We start from the raw sequence: 18447 nt of genomic DNA on the forward strand, positions 1-18447 counted from the left end.
CCTTAGTCGATGATATCGCCGTGCAGCAGGTGTTTGCCTACCGCCACGGTACTGACGAAGCCCATCACCGCGATCAGCAGCGCAGCCTCGAAGAACAGGTCAGACGCCAGCCAAATGCCGAACAATACGATCAAGGCCAGCGCGTTTATATAAAGCGTGTCCAGCGCCAGAACCCGGTCGGGCATATCCGGCCCCTGCACCAACCGGATCAGATTGAGCACCGCGGCAGCGCCGATCACGCCCATGCACAGCGGAATTACGAACGCGAGCATTCGAATATCTCCAGCAACGGGGTTTCGTAGCGATCTTTTACATCCGCCACCAGGGTTTCGATATCTGGTGCGTCCAACGCATGAATCAGCAGGACCTTATGGTCAGCGCGCAGCGAAGCCGAGACGGTACCGGGCGTCAGCGAAATGATGCTGGTCAGCACAGCTAGGACGAACGGATGTTCGATGGCCATCGGCACTTCGATGAACGCCGGTTGGAGCTTGCCACGAGGCCCCAGAACCAATTTCGCGACGTGGACATTGGCCACTGCAATGTCATAGAACACCTTCAGCGTGAACCCGCAGAGCTTGAGCGGGCTCCTGACACGTGGCACACGGATCAGAAAGCCGCTCACCAGCAGCGGAATCGCCCAGCCAAGAAATAAGCCAAGCAGCAAATGCCCGACGCTCAAGGTGTTATTGAGCAGCAGCCACAGCAGCGCCAGCAGCAGCGTCAGTGCTGGATTCGGCAGAAACCGCGACCTCATGCGGCACCTCCCTGGTGAATGATCTGCAGATAAGGCGCCAAGTCGAACAACTGGGCCGCGGCGGCCCGCGTATATGCTTGGATAGGCTGAGCAGCGAAGACCATCACCAGGCTGCCGAGCAACAAACCGAACGCCCCCACGACCCGGACCGAGTCGGCAGGCGCGGCTACCGTTGCGGCGTCGCTGGCCCGCCAAAACAACATGCTACCGGCGCGATTGAGCGCGATCAGCATGCCCAGCCCGCCAATCAGAACGACCGGCCAGAGGAAGGCAGCGTCGATACCGAGCGGGACCGCACGCAACAGCATCACCTTACCGACAAAACCCGAAAATGGCGGCAAACCGGCGATCGAAATGGCGGCCCCGAAAAACAGCGCCCCTAGCATCAGCGGTTGGCGCACCGCCGGCGCGGATACAAGTTCGCCGGCGGCATCTCCGCGCTGGCGGGCGATCAGATCGGCCAGCAGGAACAAACCACCCGAGATCAGGGTGCTGTGCAGCAAATAATAGAGCGCCGCGGCGATCCCCTCTTCCGAGCCGAGCGCCACACCAGCGAGCAATGTACCGACTGACACCACGACCAGGTAGGAGAGCATCCCCTGCAGATTCTGTGCGGCCAGCGCACCCAGCACCCCGCCGACAAGCGTCAGCATCGACAACGGCCACAGCCAGTCAAGCACCATGCCATCAAGCGAGCCAGCTTCACTGCCGTAGACCAGCGTGAATACCCGCACAATGGCGTAGATGCCCAGCTTGGTCATGATGGCGAAGAGCGCAGCGACCGGCGCCGTTGCGGACGCGTAAGCGCGAGGCAACCAGAAGTACAGCGGCAGGACAGCTCCCTTAAGCCCGAACACCACGAGTAACAGATAGCCTGCTGCCGCAAGCAGCGGCGCGTCGCCCGGGTCCGCCGCCCCGACGCGGATGGCTAGGTCCGCCATGTTCAGCGTGCCGGTCAGACCATAGAGCATGCTGACGCCGATCAGGAACAGCGAGGAGCCCAGCAGGTTGAGCACGACATAATGAATACCCGCCTGAACACGCCGCGCGCCCTGCCCGTGCAGCAACAGCGCATAGGACGAAATCAGCAGCACTTCGAAGAATACGAACAGGTTGAACAGGTCGCCCGTCAAGAACGCACCATTGATACCCATCAACTGGAACTGGAACAAGGCATGGAAATTAGGCCCACGTTCGTCGTCACCTCGACAGGCGTAGAGCATGGCAAAGCCAGCCAGCAGTGCCGTGACCAGTAGCATCAACGCGCTTAACCGATCCAGCAGCAGCATGATGCCGAACGGAGGCGCCCAATTACCGAGCTGGTAAACGTGGAGCACGCCGGTATCGGCAACGCCCAGCAACCAGAGCGAAAGCGGCACCAGCAACCCGGTGGCGAGCAGCGATACGCCACGCTTGAAAGGAGTGCCGGCACGGTGCATGACCAGCAGCAGGCAACCGGCGAACAGCGGCACCAGGATCGGCAGGATCAAGGCATGGTTCATTCGCGCGGCTCCCGCCCGTCTACATGGTCAGTGCGCAGCTCACCCAGCCCGCGCAGCGCCAGAACCACCACAAAAGCAGTCATGGCAAAACCGATCACGATCGCGGTAAGCACGAGCGCCTGGGGCAGCGGATCGCCGTATTCAGCGCTGCGCCCGATTACCGCAGGCGCACCGGTCGCCAGGCGCCCCATGGCGAAGATGAACAGGTTCACCGCATAAGAGATCAGCGTCAGCCCCATCACCACCGGAAAGATACGCGCCCGCAGCAGCAGGTAGACGCCGCTCGCCATCATCACCCCGAGGGTTATTGCCAGTACGGCTTCCATTACCACACCTCCTTGCAAGACTCGTCCTGGCTGACATGGCCGATGTTCGACAAGATCAGCAGTGTCGCGGCCACAACCGTCAGGTAGACCCCAAGATCGAAAAGCATGGCCGTCGCTAACTCGAACTCTCCTACCAACGGGAGATGGAAGTGGCCAAAGGCGGACGTCAGGAAAGGACGCCCGAACAGCCAGCTACCGAGTCCTGTAAGGCCAGCGATCAGCACACCGACACCCGCTACGGCGTGATAGCTGAGCGGCTGGCGCTGCTGCGCCCAGGTCACGCCATGCGAGATGTATTGTAGGATCAACGCGACCGCAGTGATCAGTCCGGCAATGAAACCACCGCCCGGGAGGTTGTGCCCGCGCAGGAAGATGAACGCCGAAATCAACAGGGCCATGGGCAGCAGTGCTCGCGCCAGGGTGTCGAGCACCATGGGGTGGCGATCAGTCGACCAGAGCCTGCCGCCGTAGTCTCGCACCGGATGCGGCAACCGCAGCTTGTGCAGCAGACCGAAGATGCCGACGGCAGCAATCGCTAGCACGGTGATCTCGCCGAGCGTATCGAAACCACGGAAATCGACCAGGATCACGTTGACCACGTTGGTTCCGCCGCCACCAGAAACGCTGTTGTCGAGGAAGAAGGAGGCGATACTTTCATAGGGCCGCGTCAGCACCGCATACGCCAGTAACGCGATCATGGTGCCAAAGGTGGCTGCCAGGATCAGGTCACGGAAACTGCGCAGGCTGCTCGACTCGACCGGGGTACGGTCGGGCATGAAGAACAGCGCGAGAATCAGCAGGATGATTGTCACAACCTCGACGGACAGCTGGGTCAGTGCCAGATCAGGCGCCGAATAACGCGCGAAGGCCAGCGACACCATCAGGCCGACCACACTGAGCACGATCAATGCCATCAAACGTCGACGATGGAAGATGACGGTCAGCAGCGAGCTCAAGGACAGAACGACCAGTCCGGCGACGGTGAGGCTGTCCAGGGGCGTCGTTTCGATCGGGCCGCGTAGCGCCTGCAGGGGCGTCAGGGCGAAGACCACCAGCACCAACGAGCTGATCAGAACCAGCGCCAGGTAGCGCTGAAGCGAACCGTTTTCCAGCCGCCCGGTGATCCACCGAGCCGTGCCGGCGATCCGGTCGACCACGGCGGCGAACACCTGCAGCGAGTCGACGCGGGGCAGGCCTTCATACCAGCGAAACGCCCATTTACGCATCGAGTAGATCAGAAGGCCGCCAGCCAGGGCGACGAAGCTCATCACCAATGGCAGGTTGAAGCCGTGCCAAATCGCCAGGCTGTAATCCGGCACATTGCCGTTCAAGCTTCCGGAAACCGCAGCGGCAAGCAACGGCGCGACGGTATAGGCAGGCAGCATGCCCACCAGCAGGCAAAGCAGTACGAGAATCTCGACGGGAATCTTCATATAGCGCGCCGGCTCATGCGGCGGATACTTCGGCAGATCCACCGGCTCACCATTGAAGAACACGTCATGTACGAATCGCAGCGAGTATGCAACCGAAAACGCGCTTGCCAAGGTCGCAAGGGCCGGAATGGTCCAGTAGAAACTGCCCAGCAGATGCTGGTCGAGCGTTTCGGCGAAGAACATTTCCTTGCTCAGGAAGCCGTTGAGCAGCGGCACGCCAGCCATCGCCAGCGAGGCCACCATCGCCAGCGCTGCCGTGTGCGGCATGTATTTAAGCATCCCGTTGATGCGCCGCATGTCGCGAGTCCCGGTTTCATGGTCGATGATGCCCGCCGCCATGAACAAGGACGCCTTGAACGTTGCGTGATTAATGATGTGGAAGATCGCCGCCACCGCCCCCATGGGGGAGTCGAGGCCGAACAGCAAAGTGATCAGGCCCAGGTGACTGATCGTCGAGTACGCTAGCAGGCCCTTGAGATCATGCTGGAAGAGTGCCATCACAGCGCCAATCAATAGCGTCGCCAGGCCTGTGAGGCTGACCAGGTAGAACCACCACTCGGAATCCGATAGCGCTGGGTACAAGCGGGCCAGCAGAAACACGCCCGCCTTGACCATAGTGGCCGAGTGCAGGAAGGCTGAGACTGGGGTCGGCGCCGCCATGGCCTGTGGCAGCCAGAAGTGGAACGGGAACTGCGCCGACTTCGTGAAGACGCCCAGCAGCACGAGGATCAAGGTCAGAGGGTAAAGCCCATGGGCGCGAATCTGATCACCAGACGCAAGCACCGTGGTCAACTCGAAGCTACCGGTTATATGACCGATCAGCAGGATACCAGCGAGCAGCGCGAGCCCGCCGCCGCCGGTGACCGTGAGCGCCATGCGCGCGCCCTGGCGTGCATCCGAGCGGTGACTCCAAAAGCCGATCAGCAGGAACGACGACAGGCTGGTCAACTCCCAGAACATGAGCATCAGCAGGAGGTTCTCGGACAACACCACGCCGAGCATTGCCCCCATGAACATCAGGAAGTAACCGTAGAACCGCCCGATGGGCTCTTGTTTGCCGAGGTAGTACCGCGCGTACAGGATGACGAGGAGCCCAATGCCCAGGATCAGCAGCGCGAACAGGAACCCCAAGCCGTCGAGCCGGAGGCTAAAGTTGAGACCGAGATCTGGCAACCAGGGCAACGAGACCATCAGCGGCTCGCCAGCGAACACCTCGGCACGCTTTGAAAGCAGCAGCACGAGCGCCGCGAGCGGTGCCAGCCCGGCGCCAAACGCACAAGCCGAGCGCCCGAAGCGTTCGAACAGCAGCGGCAGGCATATCCCGAGAAATGGCAGAGCGATGATAAGCGCGAGCGCCATGTGCGAAGACCCCTTATGCCGCGTCAGTGCACGGCGTTTATATCCCTAGCTCGACCAGACTTCAGCCCGAAGCGGCATGGCAATGTGCGCCGATTATCCATAACGACGGCGCTATCGTCATGGATTCATGTATTTCGAAAAACAAATGGCGCGCTCTAACACGCGGCTGGGTGCGGCGGACGGCACCCGGAGTAGCGCTGTTCGCCAGCGCCTACGCGTCGAGCGAGCCGACCGGCAGGCGCTAACGGCTGCCGGATGCTCGCTGTGGCAACCCCGTCGCTATGGGGCGACGCGGCTCGTCCCGTTGACCGTCATGATCCGCACACGCTGGCCGACCTGAAACACCTGATTCGGCTCGACTTCCTGGACGTAGGCACGCATGTTGCCGTCATCCTCGCGAACAGTGATCTCAACCCCTTGGGCTCGGGTAATTCCCTCCTCGGCCGCCGATCCAAGCATGCCACCTGCCACGGCGCCAATCACCGCAGCCACGGCGCTACCGCGGCCACCGCCCACCCCGCTTCCGGCAATGCCGCCGACCACGGCGCCGGCGCCAGTGCCAATGGGTGTCTTGGTACCTTCGAGCTTGACCGGGCGCAACGACTCGATGGTGCCGTAGCGAACGGTCTGCACCTGCCGTGCTTCGTCGCGCGAATAGGAATCGCCCGTAAGATTGGAAGTACAGCCGCCAAGCACCAACGCTACGGCTGCAAAGGAAGCGACAAGAATCGAGTTGCGCATGGTTAGTCTCCTGGGGAACGAATTCATCCCGAGCGTCTGAAGTCATGACTGCGGCGATACAGCGCTTGGCTTTCGCCCCAAGCTGACCGAGCATTCATGGATAGGACCGTACTTTACCCGAGCCTATCCCAAAGCGCCTGTGCACGGGATGGACCGTCGACAACGCGAGGTTGCGCAAATTGGACTACTTCATCATTGCCGTCACCACGCTCGCCGGCCTGGCGTTCCACGCTTGGCTGTTCGTGCGGTTCCGGCGGTGGGCTGATCGAGACTTGGCGCTGGCGTTAGCGGGCGAAGACCCGGGCCGTCGCGAATGGGCGTTGCAGCGCCTGGCGGCGGCGCGAGAATCGAACGTCAAGCGACGCGACTTGCAGCCCTGGCTGGAGCGAGAACTGGAGCGCTACGACACCCGCAGGGAACAGGCAGAGGCCAGTCCCCCGCCCCAGGCATGAAACATCAGGGGGCGAGCCGCTCGCGACGCCAATTAGCAGCAACGCGCCGATAGTTCAGGCGGTCGTGCAAACGACTCGGCCGGCCCTGCCAAAATTCGATTCGTTCCGGCAACAGGCGATAGCCGCCCCAGTGCGGCGGACAGGATGGCGCTTCGTTGAGAAACCGTCGCTCGGTTTCGGCAAGTAGCCGCTCCAGCTCGGCGCGATCACGGATGACACGGCTCTGAGGCGATGCCCAGGCCCCGAGCCGGCTGCCTAACGGGCGAACCTGGAAATAGGCGTTGGATTCTTCCGCGCTGACTTTTTCCACACGACCTTCAATACGCACCTGCCGCTCGAGCGTAGGCCAGAAGAAGGTCATGGCGGCGAAGGGACAGGCCTCCAGCTGTTCGGCCTTGGCGCTGTCATAGTTACTGAAGAAGGTGAAGCCTCGTTCGTCCAGCGCCTTGAGCAACAGCACGCGGCAATGCGGCCGGCCCTCGGCGTCCACGGTAGCGAGCGTCATGGCGTTGGGTTCAACGGGTAGCTGTTCGGTCTTGACGGCTTCGTCGAACCACTGACGAAACAGGGCGAAGGGGTCTTCGGGCGCGTGGGCTTCGCTGAGGCCCTCTCGGGTGTAGTCACGGCGCATATCGGCCAGGGTCTGGGTCATCGCAAGCCTCCTCGTTCAGGTCGAAACCTAAGCTTATCGGGTTTGCCGCCATGCCTCGCTTGATTCAACGCAACACTAGTCCACACATAAGGGCGCGACGCTACCGGCTCACTTCGCCGTGGTCACTTCTGCGGCTGCCACGCGCGTCGGCTCGGCAGTCGGCTCGTTGTACTGGGCGATCAGCGCCAATAGTGTGGTCTGTGGCGCAAGCAGCATCTCGACCCTTCGGTTCAGTGCCCGCCCCGCGGCGTCATCATTGGATGCGCGCGGCAGATCCGAACCCAGCCCGCGAATACGTAGCCTGTCATGCTTCAAACCACTGAGGCGAAAAATGGCCGCCACTGCCCCGGCGCGCTTGCGGCTCACCTCTCGATTAATTTCCGCCGAACCTGTGCTGTCGGCGTGGCCCAGCACCACCACAGCCGTCTTCTGGTCACCCTCGACCAGTTTCGCCACGCGGGTGATTGGCCCGAGCGTCACCGGCAGCAACATGCCGGGCCGATCCGGGTTGAACGATGAGTCCACAGGTGCGGTGACGACCAGCATGCCATCGCGGCGGGTGACCTCGAAGCTGCTTTCCTTCAGGGCATCACGGAGACGGGGTTCGTAATCATCGAGCCACGCGGGGTCAACCACGGGTTCAGGCACAACTGCGACCTCTTCAGCCGGTTTCTTGCTATCCGAACTGCAGCCGGCAACGACCAGACAAAGGATCAACGAGGCGCTTTTCAGCAGATTCATGTGCCAGCTTCCGTGAATTGGGGTTTGCGAATACAAAGCCGCGAAGGGTAAGACGCAGCTTAATGCAAGGTTTTGTCTGAGATTGTGGACGCAGGTCATTGTTATGAAAAGTCTCGGCGCGCCGAGTAGACGAGCGGTTCACCCCAGACACGCCCTGACGGTACGGGCGAGCGTCTGGGCACGAGGGTCCATCAATACATAGGGCCCCATGGTGTTGGTCACGAAACCGAACGCCAATTCGCGATCAGGATCAGCAAAACCGATGCTGCCGCCCGCGCCAGGGTGACCAAAAGCCCGCGCGCCCATGCCAAAGGTAGCGTTCGCGACGCCCGGCAAGTCCAGCCAGCACCCGAGGGCAAAGCGCGTCAGGGTAAGCAACGTGCGATCCTCACCCACGCTATGCTCACGCGTCATCTCGGTCAGCAAGGCGGCATCCAATAGCTCGCCACGCAACAGGCCGTCGTAGAAGCCTGCCAGAGCGCGGGCATTGCCGTGTCCATTGGCTGCGGGCTGGCTCATGCGTCGCCATTCCGGCTTGTTGCCGCTGGTCATGATTGAAGGCGGATTGCCGAACGCCCGGGCACTCAGCGCTTGCGGGTCACCCGTCATGGCGCGAAAAAGCCGCTGCGCCGCAGCATCGCCAAAGTTGTTCTTTTGCCGCGTCAGGTAACCCACGCGCTCAAACTCGGCGTCCGGCAGTCCGAGATGGAAATCCAGCCCCAACGGGCGGGCGGTACGGTTTACGATCGCTTCGCCCGGCTCGCGGCCATCGGCGCGACGGATCACATCACCCAACAACCAACCATAGGTAATCGCCGCGTAGCCATGCCCATCACCAGGCGTCCACCAGGGGCGCTCAGCGGCAAGGGCTGAGGTCATGGTGTCCCATTCATACAACGCCTCCGGCGGCAGCGACCGCCGAACCGCTGGGAGGCCTGCCTGATGGCAAAGCAACTGGCGCAGGGTAATTGCAGATTTGCCGTTCGCGGCGAACTCCGGCCATAGCCGAGCCACAGGCTCATCGAGCTGCAGCTTGCCTTCACCGACCAGCTGCATGGCTGCCACCGCAGTGAACGTCTTGGTGCAAGAGAAGAGATTGACGAGGGTATCGCTCTGCCAGGCTTGCTCGCCGGCGTTATCCGCGACACCGGCCCAGAGGTCGATGACGGTTTCCCCGCCAATCTTCACGCACAACGCGGCGCCCCGCTGCTGCCCTTCATGAAAAAGTGCATCGAAGGCGTCTCGGACTGCCTCGAAGCGAAGGTCGAAAAAGCCTTGAATCTGCACGCTGCACCCCGATCAATATGGAAACGCCGGCCATTGTCGTCGCCCTAACGCCCGGATGGAATGGTCGATTGCCATCAATCCGGCCTCGATCCTGTTAGCGCCGCCTCACGCTCAGTGAATCTCTCGTCGAAAGGGCGGCAATGCGTTGAGGATCGCCTTGCCATACCGCTGGGTCACGACCCGGCGATCAAGCAACGTGATGGTGCCGCGGTCTTCTTCGGTACGCAGTAGGCGGCCGCAAGCCTGTACGAGGCGCAACGATGCGTCCGGCACGGCGATTTCCATGAATGGGTTCCCACCGCGCGCTTCGATCCACTCGGCAAGCGCGGCTTCGACCGGGTCATCCGGAACGGCGAACGGAATCTTGGCAATCACCACGTGCTCGCAATAACGGCCCGGTAGGTCCACGCCTTCGGCAAAGCTCGCCAAACCGAAGAGCACGCTAGATTCACCGTCGTCCACCCGCGCTTTGTGCTTGTTCAGCGTTTCCTGCTTGGACAGATTCCCTTGAATCAGCACGCGACGGCGCCAGTCCCGCTCGAGGCCGTCGAAGACGTCCTGCATCTGGCGGCGTGAGGAAAACAGCACCAGCGTCCCCCGAGACCCTTCGACCAGCGCGGGCAGCTCGCGGACGATGGCAGCGGTGTGCGCCGCCGCATCGCGCGGGTCGGCTTTCAGGTCCGGCACTTGCAATATGCCGGCGTCAGCATGATGAAACGGGCTCGGCACCACTGCTGTGACAGCACTACGAGGCAGGCCGGCGCGCATGCGGTAGCGGTCAAAGCTGTTCAGCGCGGTCAGGGTTGCGGAAGTCACCAGCGCCCCGTAGCAGACGTTCCAAAGGTTGCGGCGCAACGTCTCGGCGGCAAGGATCGGGCTCGCATTGACTTCGATGTCGAATAGCGCACCGCCGTCGGCGAGCGTCAGCCAACGGGCCATGGGCGGGCTGCCCTCGGGGTCGTCGACCGTGAAGGCGGTCCACAGCTCCCAGTTGCCCTGCGCGCGAGTCAGCAGACTGCCGAAGAGCGGGTACCACTCCTCGGCTTGATGACTGGCGATGCCGACACTCGCCTCACCATCCATCGCTTCCTTGAGCAGTTCAGCCAGCCGGGTGAACAGATCCGTCAGCTTGGCGAAGCCTTTCTTCAACTCAAGCCCAAGCTCCACCAGATGCTCCGGAACCACGCCACCGGCGAAGCGATGACGAGGCCGTTCACGCCCTTCCATGTCCTCCCCTGCGCGGAAGTCGGCAACCTGCTCGCAGGCAGTGAACATGAACTGTTGCTGGGTGCGCAGTTCACGGGCAATTTCCGGGACCGCCTCGACCAGCCGCCCCAGGTCGCCCGGTAAGGGATGCTGAGCGAGCAGTTTCGTGAGGTTCTTCTCGACCTGCCCGAGCCAATCGGCGGTCGAACGCAGGCGGGTGAAATGGGCGAAATGGCCGATGGCCTTGTCGGGCAGGTGGTGCCCTTCGTCGAAGACATAGAGCGTGTCGCGCGGGTCTGGTAGCACCGCACCGCCGCCAAGCGCCAAATCAGCGAGCACCATGTCGTGATTGGTCACGATCACGTCCACCTTGGTCATGCCTTCGCGCGCTTTGTAGAACGCGCACTGCTGGAAGTTGGGGCAATGGCGGCCGGTGCACTGGCTGTGATCGGTGGTGAGCTGGCTCCAGTCCGTGTCGGCCAACTCTTCTGGCCAGGTGTCGCGATCGCCGTCCCAGCGATTGCCGGCAAGCCTTTCGATCATGCTGCCGAAGAGCTTCTGGCTGCGCTCGTCCACGTCGATGCGAAAGCCCTCTTCCTCGAACAGCTGCGCGGTGGCGCTTTGTGCCTGACCTTCCTGGAGCAGTACATCGAGCTTGGACAGGCAAAGGTAGCGACCTCGCCCCTTGGCCAGTGAAAACGAGAAGTCCAACCCGCTGTTGCGCATCAGGTCAGGCAGATCCTTGTGCACGATCTGCTCTTGCAGCGCTACTGTCGCGGTCGCGATCACCAGGCGCTTGCCCGCCGCCTTGGCGGTAGGAATCGCCGCCAGGCTATATGCAACCGTCTTACCGGTACCGGTGCCCGCCTCCACCGCAACGACCGCAGGTTCGCCCTCACGGCGCCCCTCGTCATCAGTCGCGATGGCGCCCAAAACTTTCGCGACCTCCGCGATCATCAGGCGCTGACCATAACGAGGCTTCAGCCCCTTGGCCTCGAGGAATCGGGAGTAGGCGCCCTGGATCTGGGTCTTGAGTTCGGTACTAAGCATGAGCGCGAGGCTGTATAAATCTTCAGTATTTTGATCGGGCGGCTATCATAACGCGCCATCCCCCAACCGCCACCGGAGATTTTTTCCATGACCCCATACGCGCTGCTGTATGCGTTGCACGTCCTGACCGCCATGATCTGGGTAGGCGGAATGTTCTTCGCGTGGATGGTGCTGCGACCGGCCGCCGCCGCCCACCTGCAACCGCCTGAGCGGCTCACACTCTGGGCCGGCGTGTTCAGGCGATTTTTTGTCTGGGTATGGATCGCGGTACTGATATTGCCGATCAGCGGTTTCGGCATCTGGCACATGCGCTTCGCCAGCCTGGATGCCGCGCCGCGTTATGTACAGGTGATGGCAGGACTGTACCTGGTCATGCTGGCGCTGTTCCTGCGCATCCAGCTGCTGCAGCTACCGGAACTTAAGCGCGCCATCGATGCGCAGAAGTCGTCTGAAGGCGGGGCGGCGCTAGGGCGCATTCGCCAAATGGTCGCCGTTAATCTAGTGCTGGGGTTTATCGTCGTGGCGCTGGCGAGCGCCCGGCCGCTGTTCTAATGCTCAGCGATACAAAGCCGGGCATGACCAGCGGTGCGATACCGGCTGCGACGCTCGGTACCGCACATGCTCACACCCGAACTGACGTTCCCGCTATCAGGGGCGCGCTTCGACTTCCGCCTCTACGCGACGGTTGATGGCGCGGCCTTCTTCGGTAGCGTTATCGGCTACCGGGCGGGACTCACCATAGCCAACCGAATCGACCCGGCTGCCTTCCAATCCGTACTGGTTCACCAGAACGTCACGTACGGCGTTGGCGCGACGCTCCGACAGGCGTTGGTTGTACGCGTCAGTGCCAACGGAGTCGGTGTGTCCTTCGACGACGGTGGTGGTTTGCCCGTACTGCTTCATGAAGTCAGCCAGGTCACGGATGTCGTCCATGCTGTCTTGCTTGACCTCGGCTCGGTCGAAATCGAACTTGACGTCCAGCTCGACACGAACGGGCTCAGCAGCCGGTTCCAGTTCCGAAGCAACAGGCGCGGGTTCAGGCTGGACGGTTTCTACCATTGCGACCGTTTCCTGCTCGGTCCCGTTAGCCCAGCAATACGCTGCTGCCATGCCCCCGCCGATCAGGGCCCCGTACCCTGTATAGGTGCTGCTCTCGATGGCCCCAAGGGCGGCACCGGTTACACCGCCAACAGCCGCACAGGTGGGCCAATCCTCTTTTTGCACCCCTGCACAGCCGGCCAGGACGGTGGTCATTACAATCACGGGTACTGCTGTCCGTACGCTACTCATCGGTAAAGCCTCCTGATATGGGATCGGCCAGAGCGCCATGCGGGCAGGCATAAGCAGCTCCAGTTATAACGAGACTAGGCCGGCATGCGCCGCCGCGCTAGTCTTGACGCTTTGACAGGCGCATCGAGCAGCGTATCCGCACCCGTCGACACCTGACCCGGAGGATCATGGCTTGATCGCATCTAACTCAGCGCATAGCCCACAACAGGCCCTCGCCGCCCTGCTGGAACGGCACGCGCCAGATCGTTTGCTACACGTTGGCCAAAGCGACCTACCCGCCATCGAGGCCTATCGCGGCAGCCGACCCGACGTTCAGCTAGACCGCGCAACAAGCGCGCCACTGCCAGCCTCGATTACCGCTCAGCGCTACCAGCTGGCGATCGTGGCGGACTGCCTCGAACACCTTGCCAAGCGAGACGGCCTGCACCTGCTCGGGGGCATCCGTAACCTCAATGCCAGCCGCATGGCGGTTCTGGTTGATCTGAATGCTTGCGACTGGCAGGCGACCGACTTCTTCGCCCTGGCGTTACAGCTGAATGCCTGCTTCGAGCGCGACGGACAGACCTTGACCCTCTTCACCTACGACCTGCTTGACTACAAGCAGGTTCCAAGTTGGTTGAACGCGAAGTTCTGGGCCAATCCTCAGATGTTTGGCAAATATTGGTGGTAATGCATGATCTCGACCGACTCGCTCGACAAGGTTCCGAACTGCCCGTGCGGCAGCGGCGATGCACTAGACGACTGCTGCGGGCGCTATCACGCCGGCCTGCCGGCCCCAAGCGCCGAGCGGCTCATGCGGTCACGCTACAGTGCTTACGTGCTTGGCCTGGTTGACTACCTCAAGGCCACTACCCTGCCCGTCCAGCAATCATCGCTGGATCTTCAAGCGATGAGAGAGTGGAGCGCGGCGAGCACCTGGTTAGGCCTGGACGTCGAAGAGAGCCAAGTGCTTGGCGGCCAGCCGGAGCATGCACGGGTCAGTTTCACCGCACGCTGGCACGACCGTACCGGCGAGCACGCGCAACACGAGCGCTCCGCCTTCGTGCAACGCGATGGGCGCTGGTATTTCATCGATTCCACAGTGCCGCTGCACGCAGGCCGAAACGATCCCTGCCCCTGCGGCAGCGGGCAGAAGTTCAAGAAATGCTGTGCGCCTTACCTCTAAACAAGCGGCAAAAAGGCCGGCGAGCGCATGCTGGCCGGCCTTCGCATTCGCTGACGCTTACTTCTCGACGAATGCACGCTCGATCAGGTAGTGGCCCGGATCGCCCATACGCGGCGACGCTTTCAGACCGAAGCTGTCGAGTACTTCGCTGGTCTCGGCCAGCATGCTCGGACTACCGCAGATCATCGCGCGGTCGTCTTCCGGGTTGATGGGCGGCAGGCCAATGTCTTGGAAGAGCTTGCCGTTGCGCATCAGATCGGTCAGGCGGCCCTGATTTTCGAACGGCTCGCGGGTCACGGTCGGGTAGTAGATCAGCTTTTCCTTCAGCGCCTCGCCAAAGAATTCGTTCTGCGGTAAATGCTCGGTGATGAACTCGCGGTATGCCACTTCGTTGACGTAGCGCACGCCATGAACCAACACGACCTTTTCGAACCGCTCGTAGGTTTCCGGGTCCTGGATGACGCTCATGAACGGCGCCAAACCCGTACCGGTGCTGAGTAGGTAAAGGTGCTTGCCTGGCAGCAGGTCGTCCAGCACGAGGGTACCGGTCGGCTTGCGGCTGACCATCAGCGAGTCCCCTTCCTTGAGATGCTGCAAGCGAGACGTCAGCGGGCCATCCGGAACCTTGATGCTGAAAAACTCGAGATGTTCTTCGTAGTTCGGGCTGGCAATGCTGTAGGCGCGCATCAGCGGCCGACCTTCGACCTCCAGGCCGATCATTACGAACTGACCGTTTTCGAAACGAAGGCCCGGGTTACGGGTGGTTTTGAAACTGAACAGCGTGTCGTTCCAGTGATGAACACTCAGGACACGTTCGACGTTCAGGTTGCTCATGTACGAATTCCTCTCTAGCGCACCACAGCGCAGCAAATTTCATCGAAGTCTATCGAGCCAGCTATTATCTGTTAAACGAATATTAACGATATAGGTTATCGGTTATATAGATATGCATTTTACGTTGCGTCAACTTGAAGTGTTCGTCGCCATTGCCCGCCAAGAGAGCGTCTCCCGAGCGGCCGAAACCCTCGCGCTGTCGCAATCAGCCACCAGCACCTCGCTTGCCGAACTTGAACGGCAAACGGGTTGCCAACTGTTCGACCGTGCGGGAAAGCGCCTGTGGCTCAACGCGCTAGGCCATCAACTGCTGCCGCAAGCGGTCAGCCTGCTCGACCAGGCCAAGGCAATCGAGGACCTGCTCGCGGGGAAAACCGGCTTTGGCTCGCTGACCGTCGGGGCGACGTTGACGGTAGGCAACTACCTGGCGACGCTTTTGATCGGCAGCTTCATGCAACGCCATCCCGAATGCCGCGTAAAACTTCACGTGCAAAACACCGCGCATATTGTCCACCAGGTCGCACAGCATGAAATTGATCTAGGCCTGATCGAAGGCGATTGCCAGCACCCGGACATCGAAGTGTTGCCCTGGGTCGAGGACGAACTCGTAGTGTTTTGCGCGCCGCAACACCCGTTGGCTGGCACCGGCAAGGTCAGCCTCGATCAGTTATCACGCGAGGCCTGGATTCTACGCGAACAAGGCTCCGGTACACGCCTGACCTTCGACCAGGCTACCCGTCATCATCCGTCGAAGCTGAACATCCGCCTGGAGCTGGAACACACCGAGGCCATCAAACGTGCCGTTGAATCCGGCTTGGGAATCGGCTGCATTTCCAGGCTCGCCCTGCGCGACGCCTTTCGCCGCGGCAGCCTGGTGGCGCTCGAAACGCCGGAGCTGGATCTTGCGCGGCAGTTCTACTTTATCTGGCACTCGCTGAAGTATCAGAGCGCAGCTATGCGTGAATTCATTGCCCAATGCCAGGCCCTCACGGCTGGCATTCGGCGAAGCGACGAGATTGTTCTGCCGCCAATCGCCTGAACGAAGCAGGCGTTTGGACGATGCGATCAATTGCTGGGGATCGATCCCATCTGCTGCAGCAACAGGGCCGCCTGGGTGCGGGTGCGAACGCCCAGCTTGCGGAAGATCGCCGTTACATGCGCCTTAATAGTGGCTTCGGAGACACTCAGTTCATAAGCGATCTGCTTGTTCAGCAGGCCATCACACACCATCGTCAGCACGCGGAATTGCTGCGGCGTCAGGCTGGCCAGACCTTCGCTGGCCGCTTTAGCCTCGGGGCTGACATGGCCAACGTCTTCGATCTGGCTTGGCCACCAGACATCCCCGTCGAGCACGGCGCGAACGGCCTGCTGAATAGTTTCCAACGAGCTGGATTTAGGTATGAAGCCGCTGGCACCGAATTCGCGCGATCGCGCGACCACGGCCGCCTCCTCCTGCGCGGAAATCATCACGACGGGTAACTGCGGGTATTGCCCGCGCAGCAGGACCAAGCCGGAAAAGCCGTAGGCACCGGGCATGTTCAAGTCCAGCAGCACCAGGTCCCAGTCGGCCGTGCGGTTCAGCAGCGCTTCCAATTCGGCGATGCTGGCCGCTTCGGATAGGCGCACGCCATCACCCAGGCCAAGCGTCAATGCTTGCTGAAGTGCGCTGCGAAAGAGAGGGTGATCATCGGCAATGAGGATTTCGTAAGCAGCCATGGCAGACCTATGGTTTTTATATTGGCGCTTTCACCGGCCAGGGCCGATTCCGAAGGGCGTAGACGAACGTCGACAGGGAGCAGTCATAACGAACCGGCGTGATGATATCTCGCCACCACCCGAAATTCGATTATCGGGAGGCATTTATTCGGCGGCGCAAGCATGACGACCCGCGAATTGGTGGTCAAGCAGCCCGCTTTTGATGCAAAGTTTGCCGCCTTTTCCGCCGACGAGCCCCCTCATGCGTAACCAAGCCCTGCGTGCCGATATCCTGATGCTCATTACCGCCATGATCTGGGGCAGCGCCTTCGTGGCTCAGCGCATCGGCATGGACAACATCGGCCCATTTCTCTTCACCGGCTTGCGTTTCGCACTGGGCGCCATCGTGCTGCTGCCGCTAATGCTGCACCAGGGGCGCGGCGCCGCTCGGCATGAACCCTTCTTTCAACGCGGCCTGCTGCTGGGCGGGTTGTTCATGGGGCTGGCGTTGACCACCGGCATCAATTTGCAGCAGGTTGGTCTCCTGTTCACCAGCGTCACCAACTCCGGCTTCATTACCGGCCTTTACGTCATCGTCGTGCCGCTGCTTGGGCTTTTCATCGGCCAGAGAACCGGGTTCGGCACCTGGATTGGCGCGCTGCTGGCGGTGGTGGGGATGGCATTTCTCAGCATCGGCGAGAATTTCACTGTCGCGTCGGGTGACTGGATTCAGCTGGCTGGCGCCTTTGTCTGGGGAGTCCACGTGTTGCTGGTGAGTTTTTTTGTCAGCCGGCATGACGCCATCCGCCTCGCGTTCCTGCAGTTCGTCACCTGTGCGGTGGTCAGTCTGATTCTGGCAGCGCTGTTCGAAGAGGCTAGCCTCGAGCAGATTCGTCTCGCTGCGCCTGCGCTCGTCTACGGCGGCATGTTTGCCGTCGGGGTCGGCTACACCCTGCAAGTCGTGGCTCAAAAACATGCGATTGCCTCGCATGCGGCGGTGATTCTGTCGCTTGAGGCGGTCTTTGCCGCTGCTGCCGGCGCGGTATTTCTCGACGAGAGCCTAACGATGCGCGGCTATTTCGGCTGCGCCCTGATGTTTGCCGGCATGCTCGCGGCTCAATTGTGGCCGCGCAAGCCCGCGCCCGTGCTGGCCGCGCCTCAGCCCCCCATCAACGACCCAGCCCGTTGAAGCCCGTCAGTGCACGATGCACGTCATCGTCCAGGTCAGGCAGGCGATGGTGCTTGGCCCCCAGGTAGTGGTCGGTGAAAACATCGAGCCAGGCATCCAGGGCCGCTGCGGCAGTCGCCTCGCCAGCCAGGCCAAGGCACAGCGCAGCGACCTCTGCAGTGCACAGATGTTCGCTGCGTTTGGAGCGCCGCAGGCGGTAGCGTGACAACACCTCGGCCTGCAGGCTGAGCACGGGCAAACCGTCCAGGTAGGGGCTCTTACGGAACATCTTGCGCGCCTCGGTCCAGGTCGCGTCGAGCAATACGAACAAGGGGCGCTTGCCCGCAGCAGGCACTACATGCTCGACGACTCGTCCGGCCTCGGCGTATTCACCCGGAAACACCAGGTACGGCTGATAAGCGGGATGGGACAGCAATCTGGTCAGCGCCGGGTCAACATCGGTCCGCTGCCAGCCGAACGCATGGGTATCGCTGATCACGTCGGCAATCAGCCAGCCGGTGTTGCTCGGTTTCAGCGGTTCGATATCGTGCATGATCAGGCACATGCCGCTGCGCGCCTCGACCGTCGGGCGTAGCGCGCATAGACAGTGGCTATGCGCGACGCGGCAGCGCTCGCAGCGGTCGGTGCGCGAACCTCGAGCAATGAAGGGCTTGGCGGCTCTGGCCTGGCGGACGGCGCGAAGCCGAGCTACGGCATGGGGCATGGTCTGATTGCACGATCGAATCGGGCACGCATTCTAACAGCCTCGCCGTGACCGCCAGCAGCAGT

19 protein-coding genes and 1 pseudogene are annotated in these 18447 nt (G+C 61.6%); 6 read left to right on the top strand and 14 right to left on the bottom strand.

Annotated elements, in window-relative coordinates:
• Positions 1–2: 2 nt before the first annotated feature.
• The 6 genes from M1D78_RS14710 to M1D78_RS14735 all read right to left on the bottom strand — a co-directional run bounded on the left by M1D78_RS14710 (position 3) and on the right by M1D78_RS14735 (position 6118).
• Positions 3–272 carry a K+/H+ antiporter subunit F gene (locus M1D78_RS14710; RefSeq protein ID WP_437420732.1) on the bottom strand — a complete coding sequence of 90 codons (270 nt, stop codon included), beginning with the start codon at positions 270–272 and terminating at the stop codon, positions 3–5.
• Complete coding sequence (locus M1D78_RS14715; RefSeq protein WP_437420733.1) at positions 257–757, bottom strand: Na+/H+ antiporter subunit E; 501 nt, start codon at positions 755–757, stop codon at positions 257–259. Before M1D78_RS14715 ends, M1D78_RS14710 begins: the two co-directional genes overlap by 16 nt.
• Positions 754–2259 (bottom strand): monovalent cation/H+ antiporter subunit D, encoded by a 1506-nt coding sequence (locus tag M1D78_RS14720; protein ID WP_437420734.1) that lies wholly within the window; start codon positions 2257–2259, stop codon positions 754–756. Before M1D78_RS14720 ends, M1D78_RS14715 begins: the two co-directional genes overlap by 4 nt.
• Positions 2256–2585 carry a Na+/H+ antiporter subunit C gene (locus M1D78_RS14725; protein ID WP_437420735.1) on the bottom strand — a complete coding sequence of 110 codons (330 nt, stop codon included), beginning with the start codon at positions 2583–2585 and terminating at the stop codon, positions 2256–2258. Before M1D78_RS14725 ends, M1D78_RS14720 begins: the two co-directional genes overlap by 4 nt.
• On the bottom strand, positions 2585–5377 hold the full coding sequence (locus M1D78_RS14730) for a monovalent cation/H+ antiporter subunit A (RefSeq protein WP_437420736.1): 2793 nt from the start codon (positions 5375–5377) through the stop codon (positions 2585–2587). Before M1D78_RS14730 ends, M1D78_RS14725 begins: the two co-directional genes overlap by 1 nt.
• Before the next feature lie 279 nt (positions 5378–5656).
• On the bottom strand, positions 5657–6118 hold the full coding sequence (locus M1D78_RS14735; RefSeq protein ID WP_437420737.1) for an outer membrane lipoprotein: 462 nt from the start codon (positions 6116–6118) through the stop codon (positions 5657–5659).
• Between the two features lie 179 nt (positions 6119–6297).
• Here M1D78_RS14735 and M1D78_RS14740 point away from each other — a divergent pair, with 179 nt between their 5' ends.
• Positions 6298–6570, top strand: a complete 273-nt coding sequence (locus tag M1D78_RS14740) for a hypothetical protein (protein WP_437420738.1) — start codon at positions 6298–6300, stop codon at positions 6568–6570.
• A gap of 4 nt (positions 6571–6574) precedes the next feature.
• Here the strand turns inward: M1D78_RS14740 and pdxH are convergent, their stop codons facing one another.
• The 4 genes from pdxH to dinG all read right to left on the bottom strand — a co-directional run bounded on the left by pdxH (position 6575) and on the right by dinG (position 11506).
• Positions 6575–7222 (bottom strand): pyridoxamine 5'-phosphate oxidase, encoded by a 648-nt coding sequence (gene pdxH, locus M1D78_RS14745; RefSeq protein ID WP_437420739.1) that lies wholly within the window; start codon positions 7220–7222, stop codon positions 6575–6577.
• A 108-nt stretch (positions 7223–7330) separates the two neighbouring features.
• Complete coding sequence (locus M1D78_RS14750) at positions 7331–7963, bottom strand: OmpA family protein (RefSeq protein ID WP_437420740.1); 633 nt, start codon at positions 7961–7963, stop codon at positions 7331–7333.
• A 138-nt stretch (positions 7964–8101) separates the two neighbouring features.
• Positions 8102–9250, bottom strand: coding sequence for a serine hydrolase domain-containing protein (locus M1D78_RS14755; RefSeq protein WP_437420741.1), 1149 nt, complete (start codon positions 9248–9250; stop codon positions 8102–8104).
• A gap of 111 nt (positions 9251–9361) precedes the next feature.
• Entirely contained in the window at positions 9362–11506 is a 2145-nt protein-coding gene (gene dinG / locus M1D78_RS14760) for an ATP-dependent DNA helicase DinG (protein WP_437420742.1), read from the bottom strand.
• A gap of 87 nt (positions 11507–11593) precedes the next feature.
• Between dinG and M1D78_RS14765 the strand changes: the two genes are divergently transcribed.
• Entirely contained in the window at positions 11594–12058 is a 465-nt protein-coding gene (locus M1D78_RS14765) for a CopD family protein (RefSeq protein ID WP_437420743.1), read from the top strand.
• 96 nt (positions 12059–12154) lie between these two features.
• On the opposite strand, the pseudogene M1D78_RS14770 reads toward M1D78_RS14765, so the two are convergent.
• Positions 12155–12508: pseudogene (locus tag M1D78_RS14770) on the bottom strand (OmpA family protein); the annotation flags it as partial.
• Between the two features lie 460 nt (positions 12509–12968).
• On the opposite strand from M1D78_RS14770, the gene M1D78_RS14775 reads away from it, so the two are divergent.
• On the top strand, positions 12969–13466 hold the full coding sequence (locus M1D78_RS14775; protein WP_437420745.1) for a DUF6231 family protein: 498 nt from the start codon (positions 12969–12971) through the stop codon (positions 13464–13466).
• A gap of 3 nt (positions 13467–13469) precedes the next feature.
• A complete protein-coding gene (locus M1D78_RS14780; RefSeq protein WP_437420746.1) occupies positions 13470–13961 on the top strand; it encodes a YchJ family protein in 492 nt (163 codons plus the stop codon).
• A gap of 57 nt (positions 13962–14018) precedes the next feature.
• On the opposite strand, the gene fpr is transcribed toward M1D78_RS14780, so the two are convergent.
• Complete coding sequence (gene fpr / locus M1D78_RS14785; RefSeq protein ID WP_437420747.1) at positions 14019–14795, bottom strand: ferredoxin-NADP reductase; 777 nt, start codon at positions 14793–14795, stop codon at positions 14019–14021.
• Between the two features lie 112 nt (positions 14796–14907).
• On the opposite strand from fpr, the gene M1D78_RS14790 reads away from it, so the two are divergent.
• On the top strand, positions 14908–15834 hold the full coding sequence (locus tag M1D78_RS14790; protein WP_437420748.1) for a LysR family transcriptional regulator: 927 nt from the start codon (positions 14908–14910) through the stop codon (positions 15832–15834).
• Between the two features lie 26 nt (positions 15835–15860).
• Here M1D78_RS14790 and erdR read toward each other — a convergent pair whose 3' ends face one another.
• Positions 15861–16511 carry a response regulator transcription factor ErdR gene (gene erdR, locus M1D78_RS14795; protein ID WP_437420749.1) on the bottom strand — a complete coding sequence of 217 codons (651 nt, stop codon included), beginning with the start codon at positions 16509–16511 and terminating at the stop codon, positions 15861–15863.
• 241 nt (positions 16512–16752) lie between these two features.
• On the opposite strand from erdR, the gene M1D78_RS14800 reads away from it, so the two are divergent.
• A complete protein-coding gene (locus tag M1D78_RS14800) occupies positions 16753–17679 on the top strand; it encodes a DMT family transporter (RefSeq protein ID WP_437420750.1) in 927 nt (308 codons plus the stop codon).
• Here the strand turns inward: M1D78_RS14800 and M1D78_RS14805 are convergent.
• Positions 17660–18382: a tRNA-uridine aminocarboxypropyltransferase gene (locus tag M1D78_RS14805; protein ID WP_437420751.1), complete on the bottom strand. Its 723-nt coding sequence runs from the start codon at positions 18380–18382 to the stop codon at positions 17660–17662. The two genes, M1D78_RS14800 and M1D78_RS14805, sit on opposite strands and share 20 nt — an antisense overlap.
• Positions 18383–18447 lie beyond the last annotated feature (65 nt).

The sequence above is a fragment of the Pseudomonas sp. SA195 genome (assembly GCF_054131565.1).

Bases quoted from the DNA above. Each gene is read 5' to 3' on its own strand.
- M1D78_RS14710 (WP_437420732.1), bottom strand. From the start codon at position 272: ATGCTCGCGTTCGTAATTCCGCTGTGCATGGGCGTGATCGGCGCTGCC.
- M1D78_RS14715 (WP_437420733.1), bottom strand. From the start codon at position 757: ATGAGGTCGCGGTTTCTGCCGAATCCAGCACTGACGCTGCTGCTGGCG.
- M1D78_RS14720 (WP_437420734.1), bottom strand. From the start codon at position 2,259: ATGAACCATGCCTTGATCCTGCCGATCCTGGTGCCGCTGTTCGCCGGT.
- M1D78_RS14725 (WP_437420735.1), bottom strand. From the start codon at position 2,585: ATGGAAGCCGTACTGGCAATAACCCTCGGGGTGATGATGGCGAGCGGC.
- M1D78_RS14730 (WP_437420736.1), bottom strand. From the start codon at position 5,377: ATGGCGCTCGCGCTTATCATCGCTCTGCCATTTCTCGGGATATGCCTG.
- M1D78_RS14735 (WP_437420737.1), bottom strand. From the start codon at position 6,118: ATGCGCAACTCGATTCTTGTCGCTTCCTTTGCAGCCGTAGCGTTGGTG.
- pdxH (WP_437420739.1), bottom strand. From the start codon at position 7,222: ATGACCCAGACCCTGGCCGATATGCGCCGTGACTACACCCGAGAGGGC.
- M1D78_RS14750 (WP_437420740.1), bottom strand. From the start codon at position 7,963: ATGAATCTGCTGAAAAGCGCCTCGTTGATCCTTTGTCTGGTCGTTGCC.
- dinG (WP_437420742.1), bottom strand. From the start codon at position 11,506: ATGCTTAGTACCGAACTCAAGACCCAGATCCAGGGCGCCTACTCCCGA.
- M1D78_RS14765 (WP_437420743.1), top strand. From the start codon at position 11,594: ATGACCCCATACGCGCTGCTGTATGCGTTGCACGTCCTGACCGCCATG.
- M1D78_RS14780 (WP_437420746.1), top strand. From the start codon at position 13,470: ATGATCTCGACCGACTCGCTCGACAAGGTTCCGAACTGCCCGTGCGGC.
- fpr (WP_437420747.1), bottom strand. From the start codon at position 14,795: ATGAGCAACCTGAACGTCGAACGTGTCCTGAGTGTTCATCACTGGAAC.
- M1D78_RS14790 (WP_437420748.1), top strand. From the start codon at position 14,908: ATGCATTTTACGTTGCGTCAACTTGAAGTGTTCGTCGCCATTGCCCGC.
- erdR (WP_437420749.1), bottom strand. From the start codon at position 16,511: ATGGCTGCTTACGAAATCCTCATTGCCGATGATCACCCTCTCTTTCGC.
- M1D78_RS14800 (WP_437420750.1), top strand. From the start codon at position 16,753: ATGCGTAACCAAGCCCTGCGTGCCGATATCCTGATGCTCATTACCGCC.
- M1D78_RS14805 (WP_437420751.1), bottom strand. From the start codon at position 18,382: ATGCCCCATGCCGTAGCTCGGCTTCGCGCCGTCCGCCAGGCCAGAGCC.